The organism is Embleya sp. NPDC056575, assembly GCF_042793325.1.
Lineage (GTDB): Bacteria > Actinomycetota > Actinomycetes > Streptomycetales > Streptomycetaceae > Embleya.
In genome coordinates, this window is sequence record NZ_JBHTVA010000078.1 from 26274 (window position 1) to 47028 (window position 20755).

Sequence of the window (20755 nt, forward strand, 5' to 3'; positions counted from 1 at the left end):
CGACGCGGGCCGCCTCCCCACGAACCGGGCGTCCCCCACGGAAAAGAGGAGGAAGGATGACCGAGCCCACGCAGGGCTTCGAGCCCGCCGAGCCGCCCGACGACGCGCCGCCGGACCTGCACGCGCTCGGTGCCGCGCTCGGCCCCGAACTCGCCGGGGCCTGCGCACTGGACGGCGCCCTCCAGGTCTGGTTCGTCACCGCCGGCATGGTGGACGTGTTCGCCACCACCCGGGAGGAGGGCGGGCGTTGGCAGTTCCTGTGCCGGGTGGGGGCCGGGACGGTGCTGTGCGGGGCGCCGGCCGGCGGTACCGCGATGCTGGGCAAACCGCTGCCCGGCGGGACGGTGCGGGCCGCGCCGCTGGCCGACGTACTGGCCGCCGCCGCGGCCGACGCGGCGTTCGCGGGCTGCTTCGCGGCGGGCCTGGACCGGGGACTGGGCGCGCTGGCCGACGCGGTCCGGATGGGCCTGCCGCCGCGTACCTTCACCGCCCTGGAGGCGGGCGAGGGCGCCGAGTTGCCCGCAGGCGGCTCGGCCCGATCGGTCGCCGGCACGCTGTGGGTGCGGGTGTTGTCCGGGTCGGTGGCCATCGGCGGGCCAAACGAGGCCGACGGGCACGCCCCGGCCGACGACGTCCCCGACGCGGGCGCCACGGTCGGCTTCGGCGGCCGGCTGGCGATCGGCGCGGCCGACTGGCTGTACTCGGTCGGCGGCGCGCTCGTGCACGTCGTCCGCACCCTGGACGTGCTCACCGAGGCCCCGTTCGCCCGCGACCTCGCCCACCACCAGCACACCCTGATGCAGCGCGTGGACGAACGCCTGCGCGGCCGGCGCGGCAACGCCTGCCGGGAACTGGACGCGCGCCGCGAGGTCGACGCCGACGCGCTGCGCCGCTCCTCGCGCGCCCTCGGCGCGGTCCTGGATCCCTACCGGCCGGTGCACCGGGTCGGCCTGGACGCGGCCGACCAGGACGACTACCTCGCGGTGGCCCGGGTGGTCGGGCAGGCGAGCGGGGTGACGATCACCCGGGGTGGCACCTCGGAGGCGGCCGATGCCCGGCTGGACCCGCTGGAGCGGATCGCCGTCTCCTCCGGCTTCCGGGTGCGCGACGTGGCGCTCACGGGTCGCTGGTGGCGTACCGACTCCGGCCCGCTGGTCGGGCACACCCGCCCGGTGGACGGGGATCCCGACACCCGCCGCCCGGTGGCCCTGATGTGGCGGCGTCGGCGCTATCACGTGCTCGACCCCACCGGCACCGACTGGACGCCGGTGGACCGCGCCCGGGCGGCCCGCCTGGAGCAGCGGGCGACCATGTTCTATCCGGCCCTGCCCGAACGCCCCGGAAGCGCCCGCACCCTGCTGCGCTTCGGCCTGCGCGGCAGCACGGTCGACGTGCTCGTGCTGTTCGCCTGCGGCCTGGGCGCCGCGCTGCTCGGGCTGGCGGTACCGGTGTTGACCGGGAAGGTGCTCGGCGTGTTCGTCCCGCAGGGCGACCGGGTCCTGGTCACCCAGATGTGCGTGGTGCTGCTCGCCTCCGCGCTCTTGGCGGCGGTGTTGTCCGCGGTGCAGAACCTCTCGCTGCTGCGGGTCGAAGGGCGGTTCGAGGCGATCGCCCAGGCCGCCGTATGGGATCGGCTGTTGCGTCTTCCCACCGGGTTCTTCGCGTCCGTCTCCTCCGGGTCGTTGAGCAGCGCCGCACTGGGCATCAGCGCGCTGCGCGAGATCCTCAGCGGGGTCACCGCACTGTTCGTACCGGCGTGTCTGATCTTCCTGGTCAACCTGGGCCTGCTGTTCTTCTACAGCGTGCCGCTGGCGCTGCTCGCCCTGCTGCTCGCCGCCCTGGGCGGCGCGGTGTGCGCGGTCGCCGGGCTGCGCCAGATGCGCCGCCAGCGGGAACTGATGGCCGAGGAACACGAGTTGTCCGGGCGCATGTTCCAACTGCTCACCGGGCTGCCCAAGTTGCGGGTGGCGGCGGCCGAGGACCGGGCGTTCGCGTTCTGGGCGATGGGCTTCGCCCGCAGCCGGGTGTTGTCGGTGCGCACCCGTCGGCTGCAGAACACGGTCACGGTGTTCAACTCGGGCTACCTGCTGCTGTGCACGCTGCTCCTGTTCGCGATGGTCTCCGGCCCCGCCGACGGGGAGTTGGACGTCGGCGGGTTCCTGTCGTTCAGCGTGGCCTACGCGCTGATGCTCGGCTCGATGCTGCAGATGACCGCGAGCATCACGATGATGGCGGCGGCGGTACCGCTGTTCGAGGGGGTGCAGCCGGTGCTCGCCCAGTTGCCCGAGGTGCTGGAGTCCAAGCAGCCGCCGGGCGATCTGTACGGCGGCATCGAGGTCAGCCGGCTGTCCTTCCGCTACGCGCCGGACGCCCCGCCGGTGCTGGACGACGTGAACCTGCGGGCCCGGCCCGGGGAGTTCGTCGCCATCGTCGGGCCCACCGGCTGCGGCAAGTCCACCCTGCTGCGGCTGCTGATCGGCTTCGAGCAGCCGACCACCGGCTCGGTGCTCTACGACGGCCAGGACCTCGCGTCGCTGGACGTGGCGGCGGTGCGCCGGCAGTTCGGCGTGGTGTTGCAGAACGGGCAGTTGTTCGCCGGCAGCGTGCTGCACAACATCTGCGGACTGCGCAACTACACCCTGGACGAGGCGTGGGAGGCGGCCGAGATGGCCGGTCTGGACCAGGACCTGGGCCGGATGCCGATGGGCATGCACACCGTGCTCTCCGACGGCGCGGTGACCCTGTCGGCCGGCCAGCGGCAACGGCTGATGATCGCCCGGGCGCTGATCGGCCGGCCGCGCATCCTGTTCTTCGACGAGGCGACCAGCGCGTTGGACAACCGCACCCAGGAGGTGGTCACCCAGAGCACCCGGCGGCTGAACGCCACCCGGATCATCATCGCGCACCGGTTGTCGACGGTGATGCAGGCCGATCGCATCGTGGTGCTCGATGCCGGACGGGTGGTCCAGTCCGGGCCGCCGGACCAGTTGCTGGCCGACGAGGACGGCCTGTTCCACCAACTGGTCCAGCGTCAGATGACCTGAGGCCGCGGGCGGTGGGATTCACCGCCACGGCACCCGACCCGCCCGCCAGTTCGGCCGCTACCGCACCCAGGAGGCCCCCGTGCCCGGATCGCCCGTCCACTCCGGTCCGCCCGGATCGCCCGGATCACCCGTCCACGCCCGTCCGCCCGGCCCCGCCGACGACCTCGACCTGGCCGACATCCGGGTCGACCCGCTCGCCTTCCTCACCACGCTCGCCGCCGAGTTCGGCGATCTGTGCAGCCATCGCACGCGCGGCGAGGTGGTGTGGTTCGTCAATCGCCCCGACCTGGTCCGGCACATCCTCAAGGACAACTACACCGCGTGGACGAAGGCCGGCACCCCGGACGACTTCATGCTCACCCCGCTGCTCGGCAAGGGCCTGCTGACCAGCGACGGCCCCGCCTGGGAGCGGCAACGCCGGTTGTGCGCGCCCGCGTTCCGGCCGCGCCGGGTGGAGGAGTTCGACACGCTGATGACCGACGCGGCCGTGGACCTGGCCGACGCGTGGGAGCGGGCCGCCGAGGAGGGGCGGACCATCCGCGTCGACCACGACTTCACCGCGCTCACCCTGCGGATCGTCGCGGACGCGCTGCTCGGCGCCGATCTGGCCGCGGCGGGACGGGGGTTCGGCCGCGCGGTGGACGACATCAACCGCTTCATCGGCCACTTCGACGGCGAACCGGGCACGCCGACCGTCGCGGACGCGGACCTGGCGCTGCTCCGCCGGCGGTACACCGCCGCGCAGACCTTCCTGGCCCGCGTCGTCGGCATGCTCGTCGCCTCCCGGCGCTACACCGGCCCGCCGACGGATCGGCCCGCCGACCTGCTCGACGCCATGCTCGGCGCCCGGGACGCGCACGGGGACGCGCTGAGCGACCGCGAACTGCACGACCAGGTGCTGACCATGGTGATGGCGGGGCACGAGACCACCGCCAAGGCGCTGAGTTGGACCGTGCACCTGCTCGACCGCCATCCCGAGGCCGCGGCGGCAGTCCGGGCCGAGTTGGCCGAGGTACTGGCCGGCCGGCCGCCCCGGGCCGCGGACCTGCCCCGCCTGGAGCTGACCCGGCGCTGCCTGGAGGAGGCGATCCGGTTGTATCCGCCGGTGTGGCTGATCTCCCGGCGGGCCGCGGCCGACGACGTGCTCGGCGGCCGTCACGTGCCCGAGGGCACCCTCGTGTGCATCAGCCCGTGGACCCTGCACCGACACCCGGCGGTGTGGGAGGATCCCGAGCTCTTCCGCCCGGAACGCTTCACCACGACCGCCCGGGCGGCCCGGCCCGCGCACGCCTACGTGCCGTTCGGCGGCGGGCCCCGGGTGTGCATCGGCCAGTCGTTCGCCCTGACCGAGGCGGTCCTGGTGCTGGCCACGGTGTTGCAGCGGCTGGAGTTGCGCGGTGTGGCCGGGCATCCGGTGGTGCCCGAGGCGCTGGTGACCCTGCGACCCAGGGACGGCCTGCTGATGACCGCGCACCCGCTCACCACCGGCGGTCGGCCGTGACCGGCCCGGCCCGCCCCGGGGGCAGCTATCGGCCGCAGGCCGAACTCGGCGGGGTGCCGGCCGAGGTGCGCCGGTTGGAGATCCAGGCCGAGCTGAGCTGGGCACACGAGTGGCGGGTGTTGCGGGACACGGCCCCCACGGTCGCCGGCGCGGTCCTTGACGCCGGTTGCGGAACCGGGGCGGTCACCCGCCGACTGCGCGCCGAACTGGCCGACCCGCGGACCCGGTTGGTGGGTCTGGACGCGGACGAGCGGCTGCTGGCGGTGGCCGGGGCCGAGGCGCCCGCCGCGGGGATCGACTACGTCAGGGGCGATCTGACCGAACCGCCGCTGCCGGCGGGCTCGTTCGACCTGGTGCTGGCCCGCTACGTGTTCCAGCACCTGGCCGACCCGGTGGGCGCCGCCCGTGCGCTGGCCGCGCTGTTGCGGCCCGGCGGCGTGCTGGCCGTGATCGACGTGGACGCCGGACTGTGGGGCTGCGCGGACCCGGACCTGTCGGCCCTGTCCGCCGACGCCTACCGCGCCCTCGGCACGGCCCAGGCCGCCGACGGCGGGGATCGCCTGGTGGCCCGCCGGCTGCCCCGGATCCTGCGCCGCGCGGGCCTGACCGGGATCACCGTGCGCCCGTTCGCGTACACCAGCGACGAGGTCGGCGGCGCGGCCGCGCTCGCCCCGCAGTTGTCCCCCGAGCGCCTGCTTCCCCTGGTCGAGCGCGGTGTGCTGGGCCTGGGGACCTACGCCCGGGCGATGGCGGCGTGGGAGCGTTTCGTCGCCGCCGACGGCTTCACCCTGCTCCTCGGCTTCGCGGTCGTCGGCCGAGTACCCACGTCGTAAGGGAGGTTCGCTCCGCGGGGCGTCGGGTGACGCGCGTCACCGTCACTGCGTCGAGGCCAGTCTCGTGGACAGCGCGGTACGACCCGAGATGCCCAATTTCCGGTAGACGTGCGTCAGATGCACCTCCACCGTGCCGCGCGTGACGCACAACGACTCGGCGATCGCCCGGTTGGTGTGCCCGGCCGCGGCCAGTTCCGCGATCTGCCGCTCCGAGGGGGTCAACGAGCCGGGGCCGGACAGGCTGGTCCGACGCAACCGGCCTCCGCAGGCGAGCAGATCCTTGTGCGCCCGCTCCACCAGCAGATCCCAACCGCACTCCTGGGCCAGCCCCATGCCGCGCCGCAACGCCAGGCGGGCCGCCGCCGGTTGCCCCGCCAGCGCGTACACCCGGCCCGACTCGACCAGGGATTCGGCCAGTTGCAGCCGGGCGCCGGAGTGCTCCAGGATCGCCACCGACTCCTCCAGGAGCCGGATGGCGCCGCGCGGACCCTCGATCCGCGCCCGGTTGCGCAGTGCCTCGCCGATCGGGGCGGGCGCACCCCAGCGGCGGGCGATCTCCAGGCCCTCCTCGAACAGCGGCGCCGCCTCGGCCCGCCGGTCCAGGTCCACCAGGGCCAGCCCGGCACCGCCGCGCCAATCGCTCAGCGCCGGGTTGACGATGCCCAGCTCGGTCAGCCGTCGGCCGCATTCGAGGTGGTCGGCCAGGGCCCCGCGCGGGTCCCCGGCCGCGTACCTACATCGGGCCCGCACACCCAGCGCGGTGGCCCGTGCGCGCGGCACGCCCAAGGCCCCGCGCAACATCGTGGTCGCCGCGTCGTACTGGCCCAACACCACCCGGATGCGCGCCAGTTGCACCCTGGTGAGCTGAGTGAGCGCGGACAGTTCGGGGCCGCGCGCGAGCCGGCCGGCGGTGCGTGCCTCGGCCAGCGCCTCGGCCAGGTTCCCGGCGCGCAGCGCGATGTCCGCGCACAGGCAGTGCGCGACCACGGCGGGCAGGCCGATCCGCGAGTGCGCCGGGCCGATCGGGATCGCCGCGGTCAGGCTGCCCGCCCACGTGCGGGCCTCGTCCAGCCGGCCGGCCCAGGCGAGCACCACCACGCTGCGCAGCAGGAGCAGCGCCGACGCGCTGCCCCGGGGCGGTTCGCCCGCCAGCGCGCGTTCGATCAGGTCCAGCGCGATGCCGCTGGGCTCGGCCCGGCACGCGCTGTCCGACGCGAACGCGGCGAGCAGTTCGCGCTCGCCCGCGGTGACCCCGGTGACCTCGGCGGCGGCGCGGTCGAGGCCGGATCGGGCCTCCCGGTCGGATCGGGCCTCGGCGGCCGGTCCGCCCAGGTGCGCGATGGCCCGCAGCCGCAGCCGCACGTCCGGGTCGGGGCAGTCCCGCTCGGCCAGTTCGCCCAGCCGCGCCGCCGCGTCCCGGGCGGGCCGCATCACCGCCTCCACACTGTCCCCTTGGCGGAGCACCTGCGCGTGGCACAGCTGCAACACCGCCTCGGCCCGTTCACCCGGGTCGGTGAGCAGCCGCAGCGCCTCCTCCAGGTGCCGTGCGGCCGCCTCCGGCGCGGTGGGCACCTCGGCCCGGCCCAGCAACACGAGCAGGCGCGCCCGATGTTCGGCGGGCGGGTCGTCGCGCAGCGCGCGCCGGGCGTATTCGGCGCAGCGCAACGTCGCGCCCGCCTCCAGCGCGGCCCGGCCCGCCTCGTAGAGCACCGCCCCCGCCCAGGCGTGCTCGTCCACGTGCAACGTGTCGATCCGCAGCAGGTGTTCGGCCACGCGCGTCGGCGGCGCGCCGTAGTCGCCGAGCCGGCGGGCGGCCCGCACATGCCGATCGCGCAGCAGCGTCTCGGGGATGGTGTCGTGCACGGCGTCGCGCAATTCGGGGGTACGGAACGACAACCGGCCGCCCGGGGGTGTGCCGCGCAGCACACCGACCCGGACGAGTTCGGCCAGGGGCCCGTCCAACCGGTCCGGCCCGGTGCCCAGCAGGTCGGCCACGATGTCCAGGTCGGCGCCGTCGCCGAACAGCGCGGCCGTCTGCGCCAACGCCCGGACCCGCTCGGGTTGTCGGGCCAGTCGGGTGGTCACCGCGGCCGCCTCGATCCGGGCGGCGATCCGGCGGATGTGGTCGGCCCTGGTCTGCCGGGGCCGTCCGTCGAGGTGCACGCCGGAGCGGATCGGCCCCAACTCCGGCGGCAGTCCGGCCTGGAGTTGGCTGTCGATCAACCGGACGAGATACGCCGGCACCCCGCCGGTGACGTGGTGGCACAGCCGTACGAACGGATCATCGGGGACCCGGCCGGCGTAGGCGCGTTGCACCAACTCCCGCGCGCTGTGCACGGACAGCGGGCGCAGCGTGCTCTCGTGGCAGGCGGCCTGCGCGCCGATGTCGTCGAGCGCGTCGCGCGCGGGCAGGTCGTCGTCCACGCGCACGCCGAGCACCACGAGCAGCGGCAGTCGGGTCAATCGGCGCACCAGGTGCGCGAACCACCGCAGCGAGGCGTCGTCCATCCACTGCGCGTGGTCGACGACGATCACCCGCGGGCAGCGCCTCACGGCCGGCAGCAGCACCTCGTACAACTCGTCGAACAGCGGCCGCCCGTGGTCCTCGGGCACGGTGTGCGGGAGCGCGCGGCGCAGTTCGTCGAACCGGTCGTCCCCGGCCGGCTGTGCCGCGTCGCCGAGTCCGGCGAGCAACTGGCGCAGCGCGGCGAAGGGTTCGCGGGCGTCGCGGTGCTGGCACGAGACCAGCACGGGGGCGGCGCCCGCGCGGCGTTGGCGCTCGGTGAATTCGACGAGCAGTTCGCGGCACCACATGCCCGACGCGGTACGGATGATCACGGCCCGTCCGCCGGCCCCGCTCCGCGAGGCGCGTGCGTGCGCCAGCAGATCGGAAAGTTCGGATACCCGCTCCGGTTCCACTGAAGCGACCCCTTCCCCCCAGCGCGGCCCGCACCGCGACACCCTGCGGGGAGACCGGGCAGCCCGATTGTCGTCGGGAACGCCGCCGACGGCTCCCCGCGGGGCCGCAGCGGTAGGACACGTAGTTCTCGACCACCGTCCCCCCGGGGCCGGCCGTGCGCTTGCGGTTCCGTTCCTGCCGCGCGGGCCCCCCGGTCCGACGCGGTGCACGGCGGCCCGAAATCGGGATGTGGGGCACGCCGATCAACTGTGTCTCCAGCAGCGGGTTCCTTGTTACGCCATTGCGGTGGCGTGCCACAAGACCCGATCTCCAACTCTACGCAAGGATCTTGTGACCATCCGTCGAACGCATTTCAACACGATCCGACACGGCGTAAAACCCGCCGATCCGGGCCGAAATCGACCCTTGACGCCGGGAATCGCACCCACTTGGTTCGGCGATTCCCGTGACTGCGCCCGCCATCGGTTCCATGATGCGAATGCACCTGGTTTTGCACGAACGGCGGAACCGTCCGTGGTCGTGCCATACGGGGCAGTGACCGGACGGAAGCGGGAAGGTGATGACGATGCGTGCCGGCAACGGGGATGCGGCGGACACGCTCGGGTCGGTGACCTGGGTGAAGAGCAGTGCGAGTACGGCCGAGGGCAATTGTGTGGAGGTGGCGCTGCTGCCCGGCGGCGCGATCGCGGTCCGCGACTCGCGGCGGGCGCGGGGACCGGCCCTGGTCTACTCCCGCGCGAGCCTCGCCGGCTTCGTCGCGAACCCCGGACTCCGGGGGTGCGCCGGGCCGATCGGCTGACCCGGACCGCGGCGCGGTCACCCGACCGACCCGGGGGACCGCGGCGCGGTCGCCCAATCGACGGACACGCGGTATCCCGTCTCGGGATAATGGCGGACGTCCGTCTGCCCCTTGGAGTTCCCATGTCCGCCGAACACCCGGCTCGCGCACCGTCGATCGCACCCGTGGTGTCCCTCACCCAGCAGACCAGTCCGGCCGCGGCCGTCAAGGTGCTCGGCGCGACGCTGCGCAAGTTGCGGCTGGACAACGGCCGCGGGCTGAAGGACGCGGCCGAGGCGATCCGGGCGTCGATGTCCAAGATCAGCCGACTGGAGCGCGGCGAGAGCCCACCGCGCCCCCGGGACGTCTTCGATCTGGTCCGCTACTACGGGGTCCGGGACGAGGAATCCCTGTCCGAGATAGAGGAGTTGCTGAAGAAGGCGCTGGAGCGGGCCTGGTGGAGCCACTACAGCGACGTGATGCCGGGCTGGCTGGCCCGGTTGATCGGGATGGAGGACTCGGCCACCAAGATCGACACCTACGAGGTGCACGTGGTGCCGGGCCTGCTCCAGGTGCCCGAGTACATCCGCGCCGTGGTGCGCTCGGGGCTGCCCCGGGCCGCGCCCGAGGAGGTCGAGCGCCGCATCGAACTGCGACTCCAGCGCCAGGCGTTGCTCGCGGACGAGCATCGCCCGGATCTGACCGCGCTGTTGGACGAGGGCATCCTGCGCCGACCCGTCGGGGGGCCGGCGGTGATGGCCGCGCAGATGCGGCACCTGTTGGCCGAGTCGGCGCGGGAGCGGATCAACATCCGCGTGGTGCGCTTCGATCGGGCCGCCGGTGTCGCCCCGCCGTCGCCGATGACGTATCTCCGCTTCGCCTCGGGCGGGCCGAGCGAGATGATCTACCTGGAGCAGGCCAACAGCGCGACGTACCTGAGCAGGCGCGCGGACATCGACGCCTATCGGGAGATCCTGCTCCGCCTGTGGGCGGCGGCCGAGAATCGGGCCTCCAGCGAGCGTATGTTGCGCGACGCCGAACGCCACTTCACCGCGGCCGCCGAGAGCTGACGCTTCGGGGCATGCGTTTCAGCGCACCCGGGCCAGGCCGCCGTACTCGATCCACTCGTCGGTCTGTTGACGCGCGGCGACCTGCGAGTCGGGACGCCAGGTGGACACCTCCACCAGCCCGGGTTCGAGCACGGTCAGCCCGGTGAAGTAGTCGTTCACCTGGGCACGATCGCGCACCCGACCCCAGTTGCCACCGGTGGCCCGGTCCATGAAGTCGCTCACCCCGTCCCGGATCACCGGGTCCTCGCTGACCAGTTGGCAGATCACCATGAAGCTGCCCGGGGGCAGTCGGTCGGCGACCCGGCGAATCATCGCCGCCGGCTCGGCGGACTCGGGCAGGCAGTGCAGGACCGAGACGAACAGCGCCGCGACCGGTTCGTCGAGCCGGATCAGCCGCTCGACCTCGGGGCGCCCGAAGATGCCGTCGGTATCGGTCATGTCGGCCTGGACGACGGCGGTGTTCTCGTTCTCCTCCAGCAACATCCGACCGTGCGCCAGCACGATGGGGTCGTTGTCGACGTAGACCACCCGGGACGCGGGATCCACGCGCTGCGCCACCTGATGCACGTTGTCCCGGGTGGGCAGCCCGGATCCGTGGTCCAGGAACTGCCGTACGCCGTACTCGGCGGCCAGCACCCGGACCACCCGGCGCAGGAACGCTCGGTTGTTCAGCGCCAGTTCGCGCGTGCTGGGGACGATCTCGAGCAGTTCCTCGCAAGCCGCGCGATCGGCCGCGTAGTTGTCGGTGCCGCCGAGATACCAGTCGTACATCCGTGCGGCACTCGGTGTGTCCACGTCGATCTCGGGCATCGGTCCGTCCGCGTTCCCCATCGCGCCCCCTCGTGCGTCCGCGCTCGCCGGAACCCACCGCGGTCTTCCGGTCGCCGCCCGTGCGCGCACCATGCTAGATGCGTGACGTGCGCCGGGGCAGGCACTCGGCCCGGGAAGTGGGGGGTCCGCACGCGGCGCGAAACGGCACGGCGGGGGAAAGCGGGTCGCGCGGCACGGGTTGCGCACGACCCGCACGCCCTCATCCGCCGCCCGGGCCGTCGGGACCGCGGGCGTGGATCGGGGCGTCGCGACCGTCCGGACGCGGCGCGGCGTCGGGACGGCGTTCGAGGGTCCTGACCACGGCGGTGGGCAGGCTGCGCTCGGCCAGGACCAGTTGGGCGGCCACCTCGGGCGGGTCGGTGCCCATCAAGTCGGCCGCGGCGGTCAGGGTCATGCCGAGCCGGTAGTGCAGCACCACCGCGTCCGCCTGCGGCCACGGCAGGGTGTCGTACAGGGTGCCCCGGGCGGGGGCGTGCGAGGCGGTGACGGTCCGACCCAGGATGCGCCAGGCCCCGGCGGTCGGATTGGGCCCGCGCAGCATGTCGGCCCAGGTGCCCGCGAGTTCGGCCACGGCCGAGCGCACGGCCCACTCGCCGCGGACCGCGTCGCCCACGCGGTGCCGGGCGTACTGCGCCCACCGCGCCCGATGCAGCAGGCAGAACGCGGCGAAGTCGATCGACGTGCCGGCCGATCCACCGAAACCGGCCGGCTCGCCATCGGCACGATCCGGCTCCGGCTCGCCGGCCGTCGGCGCCGCTTGGCGCCGCGCGGCGGATATCGGCGCCTGCGCGCGGGTCCGGACGACCGTGCGCTCCGGCGCGCCCCGGTCAGCCGACATCGCCGTCGCCGGTGTGCGTCCCGGTCACCGGGTCCGAGCGCGACTCGGGACCCGGCAGGGCGGCGAACGGCAGTCCTCCGGCCGGGAATCCGGCGTCGCCGAGGCGGATCAGCACGCCGTAGTGCACCTGCTTCCACAACCGCCGGACCACGTCCGGATGCGCGCCCAGTCGCTCCACCAGCAGCTCGGCGCCGGCCCGGTCCGGGATCAGCTCGCCGGCCAGGACCCGCTCGACCGTGCCCGGGCGCAACGGATCACCGCCGATGCGATCCGGCGCGGGCCGCCCGGCGGCCAGCCACAGGCCGCGCGCCATCGCGGTCAACAACGCGGCCAGGTCCGGCAGTTCCCGCCGGATGCCGTGGTCGACCCCGCGCGAGCACTCCCACAGGGCACGCAGCTCCGCCGCCTCGCCGCCCAGCTTCCCGGCCAACGTCTCCACCACCGGCCAGGACGCGAACACCTCTCCGGCCAGGATCCGGGCCAGGAACTCCTCGCTGATCCCGGCCTGCCACGCCAGGTCCGCGACGGTGACCCCGGCGGTACGGCGCAGTTCGCGCAACGCCGCCGCCAGTCGCTCGCCCGCGTGCTGGGACGCCGACAGGTCCGCGTCCCCGCGCCCGTCGTCGCCCGGATGCGACCGGGCCCCCAGACGCGCGGCCAACTGCGCGGACCACTCCGGGCGCAGCCGTACCGCCGTGCCGGGCCGGGCCTCCCCCACCACGGCGCGATACCGCTGGGTCTCCCCGCTCAGCCGGTCCGCGTAGGCCAGCCGGACCCGCAACGGCTCGCGCGTACGTTCGGCCTCCTCCAGCGCGCAGGCCACCCGACGCAAAATCGCCACGATGCCCGCCTCCAGCCCCTGAGGATCGGCGGCCGGCGGCGCCTCCCGCTCCCGCGCCGTGCGTGCCCGCCGCCGGCAACCGGGGGCGCAGTAGCGCCGCTTGCGGTCGCCCGTGTCGCGCCGCGCGAAGCGTCGACCGCACGCGGCGCACGTGGTGATGCCCCTGCGGGCGTTCATCCCGTGTCTCTCCCTCCGGTCCCGGGCCTGGCCCCGGAGCCGGCCGGCCGCCCCCGCCTGCCGAATGCTTTCCCCGCACGGAAACCGGGGAATGCCGTTCTCGGGAATCGCCGGAGATCGTCCGAAACTCCTCCGGCGGATAAGTCGTCCACCATGTCGATTCCTTGATCCTTGTTCCCTCGCGCCCCCGGGGCGACGACCGTCGATCCGGATCGTCCGACGCTCCGGAAGCTACCCCGAGAGTTTCCGAAACGCCAAGGAAACCCAGGAAATGCAAATGCACGGCCGGGCGGCCCGCCGCCTCGAAGCCACCCTCGAACCCCGTCGAATCCGCCGGCAACGATCCCACAGCACCCAAAGAAGCGCAGGTCACGCCGCATAACCCGCACGACCGGGAGCAACTTGATCGGAAGACGTCACCACGAAGGAACGTCCCGATTTCACCCATCCACCGCCCGAAACCCGCCCAGACCACGAATCCACCCCTGCGAGTGACACCCATGCAATTGCATATGCAAAGGAACCGGTCACCGTCCCCACCCATAAATCACCCCCACCCGAATCCCCCGTCCCACACAATCCCCCATCACGCACGAATACCGGCTTCCCGACCTCCCTGGTGACCGGTCCGGCGAGGGAACCGATGTCGTCGGTCCCCGCCGCAACGTCGCCGGGCCGGGCGGCGGCACCTCAGCCACCCGGCCGATCGGTGGGGCGCCGTTCGGGCCGGGGCGGGAGCGGTGGGTCCGGTGGACCCGGTCGATGAAGGTCTCGACGGGCGGCAGGGTGGGCCGCCGGCGGACGGGCTGGTGTAACACCGCCCTTCGGGGCCACCTCTGATGGCTGTGACCAGGGAAAACGTGGTGTCGTCGGAATGTCGGGCGCGGTGTTTCGGGGTGGTTCTCGTTTCTTCTCGTAACCTTGTCACCGCTCTGCGACAGCGGTGTCGTGGTGCGACGACCGGGGTGTTGGCGGGCTCGGCGGCTCGGCCATGGTGGTGGGGCAGGCACCGAGGAGCCGAGCGTGTTTCGGCTCCAACCACCGGCTATCAAGGGGTCGTTCATGTTCCGCAACCGTCGCACCGCTCTCCTCGTTTCCGCGGCCGTTCTCGGCGGCGCGATGTCGATGACGGCGTGCCAGGGATCGGACTCGAACTCGAACGCGGGGGCCGCACAGGGCTCCTCGCCCGTCGCACCGCCGGCCGCCGCGCCCGGGGCGTCGACCACCGGCGGCAACGCGGGCGGCAACCCGGCAGGCAGCGGGGGCGGCGGCGGGACCGAACCCGCCGGCAAGGTCGCCTCCGGGAAGGACTCCGCCGGCAAGGACTCCGCCGGCAAGAGCTCCGGCGGCCAGGGTGCGACCGCCACGGGCGGGAGCGGCGGCGACAACAGTTCGATCGGCAAGTGCCGCACCGACGACCTGAGGGCCACCGCCCAGGACGCCACCATCGGCGGCGACGACGCACTCACCGTCGCCGTGACGTTCAAGAACATCGGCCACAACTGCACGATGTCCGGCTTCGCGGGCGTCGACCTCCAAACCGCCCAGGGACCCCTGTCCGCCAAGCGCGTCGGCGACCCGGCCGACCCGTTCACCCTCAAGAGCGGCACGTCGGTGTCCTTCGGTATCACCTACCCCAGCGGCGCCACCGGCCCCTACGGCGTCAAGATCACCGGCCTCGAGGTCACCCCGCCCGGAGAAACCAAGACCATCACCCTGAACTGGCCCGGCACCCCCACCCTGCCGGTCGTCGACGGCGCCGGCTCCCCGGTCGACGTCGGCCCCATCGGCAGCGCCGGCCAAGGCGGCTGACCACACGCGGACCGACGAAGACCTCGGACGCCGATGCCGACCAGGACATCGACATCCGAGGTCTTCGTCCGTCGGCCCACCACCCGTGAAGCCCAACCGAGCGGACGAACTCGAGTTCCAACGGCTGCCGCCGAAGGTGGTGTCGATGACGGGTGTGCCGTCGGCGAGGGTAGGCAACGGTGCCGTAGGCATACACCTGGCGCGTCGAGCAGATCGCCGCATAGCCGCGCCCGCCCCCGGTCACTTCCACACCGACCAGCGAGCCTGAACAGCCGGACCGGGGAGTCTTTCGTGCCGGTTGGCCCCCTGCGCCACCATCGTCCCCATGGCAGAGCCTCCGATAGGGCCCTTCGGTCCGTGGCGCGCGCCACGCCCCCGTGGTCGCCGGCTCACCAGGTCGTGGAGATGATCTTCCAAGGTCTGAACGGCCCTTACGAGGCTCGGATTCTCGTCGTTCTTCCGCTTCTCCGCGGATTGCCCGCGAGAAGCCACGAGCGATCGAATGACGGCGAACCGGAAGGTCGGATTCTCTCTCCGGATAACGATTCCCATCGCTTCGACGAACATCCCGACTATTCCGTCCTCGCACGCTCCAGGCGAGTAATCTCGCGCCCAGGGGCATTCTCCGGATCCGGAGCGTGAGGGGGGCGATGGGGTGTGCGTTGCAATTCGTGTGGTCACGAGAATCCCGAGGGTGCAGATTTCTGCGGTAGCTGCGGTGTACAGATAAAGCGTCCGAACCCCGTGCCACCGCAGCCGACGGACCGAAACGACACCGCGACTGCGTCCGTGCGGCTGCCCGCCCATCAGGCGGCCCCGCCGCCGGCCGCGCGCGTGGTCCATCACCGGCCCCGGCAACCCGCCGGCGCACCGAGCGCACCGACCGCACCGACCGCACCGAGCGCAATGGCGGATGAGGCGACTCGCTACCTGTGCGCGGCCGTTCACCTGGACAGCAAGCTGGCCGAGAAACTCGTCGAGGATGTCCTCGAGGAGCCGCTCCGCGCGGTGGTGCGCTCCCCGGGCGTGGACCTCGTCGCGGTCATGAAGCACGCCATCGCCGCTCGTGCCCGGCATCTGACCCGGGACGCGGCCCTGGCCGTACTGCTCATCCTGGCCATCGTGAATTTCACGGCCATCGGAACACTCGCGGGAATGCTCGTGGTCGTGGCGTCCTGGGCCGTGGTCTTCGCCGAGGCGTACGTCACCCGCTGGGGAGCCCTCGCGCAAACGCTGCGGCGCGGGACCTTCGACGCCTCCCGAGCGCCCGATCCACAACTCCAGGTGACGCGGGACCAGATCGACCTGGTCGCCGTCTACGCCGCCGGCAACGTGAGCACCTACAGCGCGTTCGACCCGTTCCTCGGTCACGGGTGGACGTTGGACAGTTGGTCGTTCGCCCTGGACACGACGGTGGCGTGCGACGAGGATCCCGTCGTCTCCTTCACGGCCTCCGAACTGCGCGGCAGGATCGCCTCCAGGATCGCGCTTCTCGACCTTCCCGGGCTGAGCGTGCACGACCGGCTGTTCATCAATGGTGCCGACATCCACCACGACAGCCGGTTCCTGACCGGCCGGAACCCGCGCCCGGTCGACCGAGTCTCCGACGCGGTCGTCACATACCTCACCGAGCATCCCGAGGATCGGGCCCGCCCCTATCTGGTGGTGGAGATCGTCGGCTGGGGCGGGCAACTCGTGTACACGCTCTTCCTGCGGGTGACCGTCGGTTCCTCACATCTGTTCGTCGAGGTGAACCACTCCCTGCTGCCGCCTCTGCACTGGCGCTACTACGAGATCGACGACCTGCTGCTGCACCCCACGTTCGGAGAGTTCGCGCGACTGGTCGTGGCCAGTGGATTCCGCTGGTTCGGCCTGATGTTCCGCTGTATCCCACGCACTCTCAAGCACGTCTTCGCGGGCCCTCGACGGCGTTGGAAGCAGGCTCGTCAACGGCGGATGGTCGCCAGGCGCTTCACCTTCAACCACGGCGCCCTGTTGAGCATCCGGCAGGAAGCCGCCGACCTGCGCTCCCGTGTCCCGAACCGTTTTCCCTCGCTGGGCCCCGTCCTCGACCCGATGCTGAGCCCGGTCATTCGAACAATTCTCCGACTCGTCCTCGACTCGGACGGGCTCCTGATCGGCTATCACCGATATTTCCAGAAACTTGATCAGGAAATGTATACGAAGGTCGTGGAGAAGAGGATCTTCGACACTCTCGTCGACTTCCTCGAAGAAAAGAACATCGACCCCGCGGAACTCAAGCGGCGCGCCGAGACGATCGTCAACAACAGCCTCACGGTGGGCGCCGGAGCCACCGTCACCGGGTCGGCATTCAGCGTCGGCCGAGGCGCCTCGGCCGCCGCGAACGGAAAACCCTAGAAACCGACCGACCCGAACCGGAACCACATCCGACACGAGACGAACGGAATCGACATGAGCAAGGAAACAAACAAGGTCGACATCGGCGAGAACGCGAGCGTCAGCGAGTCCGCGATCGCCGTCGGCCACAAGGCCCGTGCGGAACAGACCACGACCACCGGATCGGCCGCCCCCTCGGCACCACGGACCCCGGACGAACTGCTGGCCGCGGTCGACGAACTCATCGTCCGGATCCGGGCGACCGAAGCCACACTGACCGACCGCGAACAGGCGCTCGCCGACGCCGAGGAACTGCGCCACGAACTCACCCTGACCCCACCGAGTCGCGTGCGCCTGAAGCGAACCGCCACCTCCCTCCGCGACGCCGTGGGCGGCGCCACCGCGTTGAGCGGAGCGATCGCACTCGTCATCCAGGCGATCAACACCCTGTTCGCGTCCTGACCGACCGCCGGGGGCGAACTCCGCTTCCACGGCGCGGCATCGACTCCCCGAGGGGCGAGCCATCATGATCACGTGCGCCCACTGCGGGGCCGCCCTCTCGGCGGCGGCGCTGCGCTTTTGCACCGTCTGCGGCGGTGAGGTAGGCCCCCGGAACACCGAAACGACCACGCTCGCGAACACCCCCGCGGACGCGGGGAATCGGCGCGTCCTCCTGGCGGTCCTGACCGTCCTCGGCGTGGCCACCATCGCCGTCACGATCCTTCTTCTCCGGGAGAGCGGCTCCGGCTCCGACACCACCACCGCGGCAACCACGACCACCGAAGCCGCCATCACCCCCGCAACTCGCACACCACTCCCACCGACCCCGGCGTTCGTGCCGAGGACGGCGGCCGCCTCGATCTCGACCGGCCCGTCCCCGAGCGCGTCGTTCCCACCAACGCGCCCGCCGACCGGCACAACCGCCCTCGCCACCACGAACACTCCGCCATCGGACCCGGCCACCGTCGTCGCCCGCTACTACGACGCGATCAACCGAGGCGACTACGCAACGGCCTGGACCCTCGGCGGCAGCAACCTCGGATCGACCTACACCACATTCGTCGCCGGCTTCTCGGACACCGTCAGCGACCGCCTGACAATCGGCTCCGTCAGCGGCGACACCGTGCAGGTACGAGTCGCTGCACAGCGCACCGACGGCAGCGTCCGCCTGTACGCCGGGTCCTACACCATCCGAAACGGCACCATCACCAAGGGCACCCTGCGCGCGACCGGCACCACACCCCCGTGAACCCGCGTCGACCACGCTTGCGAATCGCGATGACGGCGCACCTCGCCGGCTACCGTCACCAGGTTTCGCGCCTTCGCGCGGTGGTTCTCCGCCATTCGTGAGTCACGACGGCCCATCGCGGACTAACGTGCCGAACACCAAGGACGTGGGGGTGACGGATGGGGCCGGTCGACGATGCTCCAAGGCAGGAGCACGAGATCGAAGAGATCGAGTTCGCGGAAGAGCGGGAGCGCCTCAGGCTCTCGGGCATCGAATCGCGCCGGGGCGTTCGGATGACTCCCGAGCTCGCCGCCTTCGTGGCCGACGTAGCCGGGCGACTGCCGACACGCAAGCTCGTATCACTGTTCCTGCACGTCGACACTCGCAAGGAGAAGGCCGGCCTGTTCGGCCGCAGGACACACACGGTGCGGGTCTGCGAGGAGGTCGGGAAGGGCTGGGAACTGGCGACGTTCGCACCGGAGACCGGCTCCGGCGAACACCGCCTCGTATTGTCCTCGGACGGGCTTTTGTTCGAAGCGCGCAGGGTCGACGCCGCATTTCACCGCGGCATCCCCAAGGAAGGCGGGTTGACGTTGGTCCCGACGAGCGAGGACGTCATCGCCCTGACCCCGGATCTGCGATCGCTGTTCTCGGACTACCTGAACCCGCGAACCGCCACCTGAACGCAACCAGCGTCCGGTACCGGTATTCGCGACGCCCGAACCCCACCCGAGGTCTGATCTGCGGACATGTCGCGCCACCCCCCGCGGCTGTGCGAGGAGGTGTTCCGTGTCATCGCCCTGTGATCCTGTGCACGCCCCCGTCGGCGACGTGGGTGCGGCGCTCATGATGGTGGACTCTCGGCTCAAGAGCATCCACGGCGACCGGATCGACACCGATCCGGAGCAGCAGGAGTTAACCGATCGGTTCGTCGCGTCGCTGGGCCCCGAGGGAGCGGCGGCCGTGTTGGACGGCGCGTGCACGCTCATCCTCCTGTTCATGGAGTGGTTGCGGGTCGCCTACGCGGAGCATGGCATGGACGCCATCGAACGTGTGGTGCCCGACCTCGTGGCCACACTGCGCGGGATGCCCGTGAGCATCCGTCCCGAAGCCATCCCCACCATGGCCGGCCTGGTCGTCGCCGCGGGAACGGGGTTGAGCCCGAGTCTGTGGCGCGCACAGTACGGAAGCTGGACCGAGGACGAGATGACTCCCCTGGAAGCAACCGCCTTTCTGCTCGCGGCACACATCAACCACCTCACCGACGACCCCGACTTCGCCACCCGCATGATCGCCGACACACTGTCCGCGTCGGACCGCGACTGACGTACCGCCGCTCAGTCGGGGTTGCCCGATCACAGGGCCCCCGAGTCCGACCGCCCGGTAGCGAAGTCACACAGGTTGGCGGCCCGCACCGGGACACCGGCGAACTGCCGGGCACCCACCCCCGAACCCTCGTGGCAGCGCCGCGGCGCGGGGTGTGCGTGTCGCGGGGCGCGATCCCGACACGCGTGGCGACACGGTTCGTGGTGTGGTGAACCGATTGGTGGGTGGGTGGCAGAATGACTCGGGAACGGGTTCGAAGGCGCTCGTGCGCGCAGCCTTTCGTTCGGGACGCACCGGGTGAACGGCGGACAGGAAAAGGGACCATCGCCGTGAGCGAGAATCGACCGTCCGAGGGCCAGCCGATCTCGGGGCCCGACGTCGCGCACAACGCCCGGGTCTGGAATCACTGGCTGGGTGGCAAGGACAACTACCCGATCGACCGCAAGGTCGGCGACCACGTCACGAGCATGTTCCCGAGCATCGGCGAAGTCGCCCGCGCGGACCGGGAGTTCCTGGGGCGCGCGGTGCGCTTTTTGGCCGGCGAGGCCGGGATGGACCAGTTCCTCGACATCGGCACCGGGTTGCCCACCGCCGACAACACGCACGAGGTCGCCCAGCGGGTGAACCCCGCCGCGCGGATCGTCTACGTGGACAACGACCCATTGGTCCTGGCGCACGCCCGCGCGCTGCTCACCAGCACCCCCGAGGGTGCCACCGACTACATCCACGCCGACGCGCACCACCCCGACGCCATCGTCCGGGACGCGAAGGCGACCCTGGACTTCGACCGCCCGGTCGCGGTGATGCTGCTCGGCAGCCTCAACTTCATCCTCGACACCGACACCGCCGTGGACATCGTCGGCCGGTTGATGGCCGCCGTACCGTCCGGCAGCCACCTGGTGATCACCCATCCGACCACCGAACTCGGCGGCGAGGGCAACGTCGAGGCCATGCGGTTCTGGAACGAGAACGCCACCCCGCCGATCACCGCCCGAAGCCTGGCCGAGTTCACCCGCTTCTTCGCCGGCCTGGACCTGCTCGACCCGGGCATCGTCTCCTGCGCACACTGGCGAGCCGCCCCCGTCGACGGCGAACTCCCGCCGATCGTCCCGCAGTTCGGCGCGGTCGCCCGCAAACCCTGACCCGTCGCGCGCGGCTCCGAGCGAGCCCGACCCACGGCTTCCGAACAAACCGCGGC

Annotated in this window: 16 protein-coding genes; 12 read left to right on the forward strand and 4 right to left on the reverse strand. The window is 72.0% G+C overall.

Annotated features, from left to right (window positions below; all coding sequences use genetic code 11):
* Positions 1–56: 56 nt before the first annotated feature.
* The 3 genes from ACFRCG_RS40345 (at position 57) to ACFRCG_RS40355 (ending at position 5378) form a co-directional block, all read left to right on the forward strand.
* The gene (locus tag ACFRCG_RS40345) at positions 57–3044 is read left to right on the forward strand and encodes an NHLP bacteriocin export ABC transporter permease/ATPase subunit (RefSeq protein ID WP_380040942.1); all 2988 of its coding nucleotides are present in this window, start codon (positions 57–59) and stop codon (positions 3042–3044) included.
* Positions 3045–3123: 79 nt separating this feature from the next.
* Positions 3124–4545 (forward strand): cytochrome P450, encoded by a 1422-nt coding sequence (locus ACFRCG_RS40350; protein WP_380040944.1) that lies wholly within the window; start codon positions 3124–3126, stop codon positions 4543–4545.
* A complete protein-coding gene (locus ACFRCG_RS40355) occupies positions 4542–5378 on the forward strand; it encodes a methyltransferase domain-containing protein (RefSeq protein WP_380040946.1) in 837 nt (278 codons plus the stop codon). The genes ACFRCG_RS40350 and ACFRCG_RS40355 overlap by 4 nt, the downstream gene beginning before the upstream one ends.
* Positions 5379–5420: 42 nt before the next feature.
* Here ACFRCG_RS40355 and ACFRCG_RS40360 read toward each other — a convergent pair whose 3' ends face one another.
* Entirely contained in the window at positions 5421–8507 is a 3087-nt protein-coding gene (locus ACFRCG_RS40360; RefSeq protein ID WP_380040948.1) for a LuxR C-terminal-related transcriptional regulator, read from the reverse strand.
* A 356-nt stretch (positions 8508–8863) separates the two neighbouring features.
* On the opposite strand from ACFRCG_RS40360, the gene ACFRCG_RS40365 reads away from it, so the two are divergent.
* Positions 8864–9097, forward strand: a complete 234-nt coding sequence (locus ACFRCG_RS40365) for a DUF397 domain-containing protein (RefSeq protein ID WP_380040950.1) — start codon at positions 8864–8866, stop codon at positions 9095–9097.
* A gap of 122 nt (positions 9098–9219) precedes the next feature.
* On the forward strand, positions 9220–10146 hold the full coding sequence (locus ACFRCG_RS40370) for a helix-turn-helix domain-containing protein (protein WP_380040952.1): 927 nt from the start codon (positions 9220–9222) through the stop codon (positions 10144–10146).
* Positions 10147–10164: 18 nt separating this feature from the next.
* Here the strand turns inward: ACFRCG_RS40370 and ACFRCG_RS40375 are convergent, their stop codons facing one another.
* The 3 genes from ACFRCG_RS40375 to ACFRCG_RS40385 all read right to left on the reverse strand — a co-directional run bounded on the left by ACFRCG_RS40375 (position 10165) and on the right by ACFRCG_RS40385 (position 12833).
* Positions 10165–10977, reverse strand: coding sequence for an SAM-dependent methyltransferase (locus ACFRCG_RS40375; RefSeq protein ID WP_380040954.1), 813 nt, complete (start codon positions 10975–10977; stop codon positions 10165–10167).
* A gap of 199 nt (positions 10978–11176) precedes the next feature.
* A complete protein-coding gene (locus ACFRCG_RS40380) occupies positions 11177–11815 on the reverse strand; it encodes a hypothetical protein (RefSeq protein WP_380040956.1) in 639 nt (212 codons plus the stop codon).
* A complete protein-coding gene (locus ACFRCG_RS40385; protein WP_380040958.1) occupies positions 11805–12833 on the reverse strand; it encodes a helix-turn-helix domain-containing protein in 1029 nt (342 codons plus the stop codon). Before ACFRCG_RS40385 ends, ACFRCG_RS40380 begins: the two co-directional genes overlap by 11 nt.
* Positions 12834–13895: 1062 nt before the next feature.
* Between ACFRCG_RS40385 and ACFRCG_RS40390 the strand changes: the two genes are divergently transcribed.
* The 7 genes from ACFRCG_RS40390 to ACFRCG_RS40420 all read left to right on the forward strand — a co-directional run bounded on the left by ACFRCG_RS40390 (position 13896) and on the right by ACFRCG_RS40420 (position 20699).
* Positions 13896–14645 (forward strand): DUF4232 domain-containing protein, encoded by a 750-nt coding sequence (locus ACFRCG_RS40390; protein ID WP_380040960.1) that lies wholly within the window; start codon positions 13896–13898, stop codon positions 14643–14645.
* 906 nt (positions 14646–15551) lie between these two features.
* Positions 15552–17024: a hypothetical protein gene (locus ACFRCG_RS40395; protein ID WP_380040962.1), complete on the forward strand. Its 1473-nt coding sequence runs from the start codon at positions 15552–15554 to the stop codon at positions 17022–17024.
* 54 nt (positions 17025–17078) lie between these two features.
* Complete coding sequence (locus ACFRCG_RS40400; protein ID WP_380040964.1) at positions 17079–17465, forward strand: hypothetical protein; 387 nt, start codon at positions 17079–17081, stop codon at positions 17463–17465.
* A gap of 64 nt (positions 17466–17529) precedes the next feature.
* Complete coding sequence (locus ACFRCG_RS40405; protein ID WP_380040966.1) at positions 17530–18252, forward strand: nuclear transport factor 2 family protein; 723 nt, start codon at positions 17530–17532, stop codon at positions 18250–18252.
* A gap of 158 nt (positions 18253–18410) precedes the next feature.
* A complete protein-coding gene (locus ACFRCG_RS40410; protein ID WP_380040968.1) occupies positions 18411–18914 on the forward strand; it encodes a hypothetical protein in 504 nt (167 codons plus the stop codon).
* 106 nt (positions 18915–19020) lie between these two features.
* Positions 19021–19557 carry a hypothetical protein gene (locus ACFRCG_RS40415; protein ID WP_380040970.1) on the forward strand — a complete coding sequence of 179 codons (537 nt, stop codon included), beginning with the start codon at positions 19021–19023 and terminating at the stop codon, positions 19555–19557.
* Positions 19558–19886: 329 nt separating this feature from the next.
* Positions 19887–20699 carry an SAM-dependent methyltransferase gene (locus tag ACFRCG_RS40420; protein WP_380040972.1) on the forward strand — a complete coding sequence of 271 codons (813 nt, stop codon included), beginning with the start codon at positions 19887–19889 and terminating at the stop codon, positions 20697–20699.
* The last annotated feature ends 56 nt before the right edge of the window (positions 20700–20755 follow it).

Coding starts and splice junctions, on each gene's coding strand:
- ACFRCG_RS40380 (WP_380040956.1), bottom strand. CDS start 11,815: ATGTCGGCTGACCGGGGCGCGCCGGAGCGCACGGTCGTCCGGACCCGC.
- ACFRCG_RS40390 (WP_380040960.1), top strand. CDS start 13,896: ATGTTCCGCAACCGTCGCACCGCTCTCCTCGTTTCCGCGGCCGTTCTC.
- ACFRCG_RS40395 (WP_380040962.1), top strand. CDS start 15,552: ATGGCGGATGAGGCGACTCGCTACCTGTGCGCGGCCGTTCACCTGGAC.
- ACFRCG_RS40345 (WP_380040942.1), top strand. CDS start 57: ATGACCGAGCCCACGCAGGGCTTCGAGCCCGCCGAGCCGCCCGACGAC.
- ACFRCG_RS40400 (WP_380040964.1), top strand. CDS start 17,079: ATGAGCAAGGAAACAAACAAGGTCGACATCGGCGAGAACGCGAGCGTC.
- ACFRCG_RS40365 (WP_380040950.1), top strand. CDS start 8,864: ATGCGTGCCGGCAACGGGGATGCGGCGGACACGCTCGGGTCGGTGACC.
- ACFRCG_RS40375 (WP_380040954.1), bottom strand. CDS start 10,977: ATGGGGAACGCGGACGGACCGATGCCCGAGATCGACGTGGACACACCG.
- ACFRCG_RS40385 (WP_380040958.1), bottom strand. CDS start 12,833: ATGAACGCCCGCAGGGGCATCACCACGTGCGCCGCGTGCGGTCGACGC.
- ACFRCG_RS40405 (WP_380040966.1), top strand. CDS start 17,530: ATGATCACGTGCGCCCACTGCGGGGCCGCCCTCTCGGCGGCGGCGCTG.
- ACFRCG_RS40370 (WP_380040952.1), top strand. CDS start 9,220: ATGTCCGCCGAACACCCGGCTCGCGCACCGTCGATCGCACCCGTGGTG.
- ACFRCG_RS40410 (WP_380040968.1), top strand. CDS start 18,411: ATGGGGCCGGTCGACGATGCTCCAAGGCAGGAGCACGAGATCGAAGAG.